Origin of the sequence: Streptomyces sp. NPDC046876, assembly GCF_040645035.1 — a bacterium.
GTDB lineage: Bacteria > Actinomycetota > Actinomycetes > Streptomycetales > Streptomycetaceae > Streptomyces.
Window position 1 is genome coordinate 1 of sequence record NZ_JBEYXK010000229.1, and the last position, 1,767, is coordinate 1,767.

3 protein-coding genes are annotated in these 1,767 nt (G+C 41.7%); all 3 read left to right on the forward strand.

Going from position 1 to position 1,767, the window contains the following annotated elements; all coding sequences use genetic code 11:
• The coding region (locus ABZ924_RS38605) for a hypothetical protein (RefSeq protein WP_361920416.1) at positions 1-183 on the forward strand (183 nt) is incomplete at its 5' end.
• A 254-nt stretch (positions 184-437) separates the two neighbouring features.
• Complete coding sequence (locus ABZ924_RS38610; RefSeq protein WP_361920418.1) at positions 438-1,391, forward strand: DNRLRE domain-containing protein; 954 nt, start codon at positions 438-440, stop codon at positions 1,389-1,391.
• A gap of 25 nt (positions 1,392-1,416) precedes the next feature.
• Positions 1,417-1,647 (forward strand): conjugal transfer protein TrbL family protein, encoded by a 231-nt coding sequence (locus tag ABZ924_RS38615; protein ID WP_361920420.1) that lies wholly within the window; start codon positions 1,417-1,419, stop codon positions 1,645-1,647.
• The last annotated feature ends 120 nt before the right edge of the window (positions 1,648-1,767 follow it).

Genomic DNA, 1,767 nt, shown 5'->3' on the forward strand with positions numbered 1-1,767 from the left:
AACATGAAAGCTTTTGTTAGAACAAACGGATTAAATGATAAAGTAGAATTACAGGAAATAACCATTCCGCAAATAGACGATAATGAAGTGCTAGTGGAAGTTCGAGCCTTTGGAGTCGGTATGCATGACCGGTATTTTATAAAAAGAACCAATCGTTCACCCAGAAGTATGAAAAGCTTCTAGTTCACCAAAATCCTCAAACTTCACATGCTCAATTTCAGATAAAGATTCAACCTCCAATAATTTCCCTTCACGAATGACGTGCGATTTGTCTGTGTAATGATCGAACACGCCTTCTAGTGAAAAAACGTGGTTGTATTCTAATGGTGGTTCTGGATGAACTGGAATTCCACCAATTCTTAGGAAGTTGACTTTACATTTTAATGGTAAAATTCATAAGAGAACTATCAAAAAAATTCAGATAGAGGTGGAATCATGTGCCTAAAATTGACAATATGTTAGCGATTCTATGGATGCTTCGTTCAGGTGGAAAAGTTACTGCACAACAAATTTCAGAAAAGCTGGAGATGAACATAAGGACTGTTTACCGCTATATTGATACAATTTCCACCAGTGGCGTACCCATCATCTCAGAACCAGGACATAACGGTGGCTACTCATTAATGAACAATTTTATTGAGGCTCCTCTTTTTTTTGATTCTGAGGAGCAAACATCCTTAGTTCATGCTGCTGTTTTTGCAGAAGAAGCCGGATATTATGGAGGTGAAGCACTCAATAGGGACATTGAACGGTTTAATTATGGCCGTCATTTTTATGACCGCGCTTTATTTAATCGTCCCGATACAACCGGCGGAGCGGATCATGAGCTAGGGGCCGGTTTATACAAGAACAGCACCACCAATAACGTGGTCCGCTCCCTTCTCCAATTCGACATGGGTTCTCTACCTCGCGGTGCCAAAATCATGAATGCACAGCTGAACCTGCGTCTGTCTTCGGTCTGGAATGACACAGCGACATCTGTTCAGCTTTATGAAACAAGCAATGCATGGGAAGAGAACCGAGCAACCTGGAACCGCCGTACACTCAGCTCCTTATGGACAAACAAAGGGGGCGATTACACTCCAACCTTGCTTTCCAGCCAAACCATTGGGGCGTTAGACACCGCTGCAACAGAACCGCCGCTCTTTAAATGGCCAATCAAAGCGGAAACAGTCCAAAAATGGATGGATACACCATCTCAGAATCTCGGGTTAATGTTGAAAGGATCGAACGAGACACTCGCAACGTATAAGAAATTCTATTCGGGCGATGCTGGCGGCATGCTCAACTACTCGCCGAAACTGACGATTACGTACTATCCCATCAGCCGGTTGGGCTTGGAATGTTATTGGTCTTACGGGAGTATTAGCAATCCCTACTATCGTAAATGATCAATATAACTTCTTTAATTTATGGATGAAAACAGTTGTAAGCAATATTTTAACCCTTACGATTCAATTACTTTGCTTTGTACTCGGTATTAAAACGTTAGTCAGTCTTGAAAATGGAAATATGGTTATTGGGATGATTTTTTTCATTGTAGGACTTACAATTCCAACGCTATTGAATCAATTCGGAGCATCGACTGGTACAGCGAAATCAGTAGGCTCGTCTGTAAAATATGTAGCGCGGTATGCGAAAAGATGAAGGAGTGGTTAGATGAAAAGAAGGTTGCCATTAGGAAGTTTACTACTCGCGAATTAGGCACCCCTTTAACTGAAGAAGGCGTTCAATTGTTGACTGCAACACTAGACTTAACTCGCGCAG

What these genes read in the sequence shown, in the direction of transcription:
- ABZ924_RS38615 (WP_361920420.1), top strand. Translation starts at nt 1,417, where the DNA reads ATGAAAACAGTTGTAAGCAATATTTTAACCCTTACGATTCAATTACTT.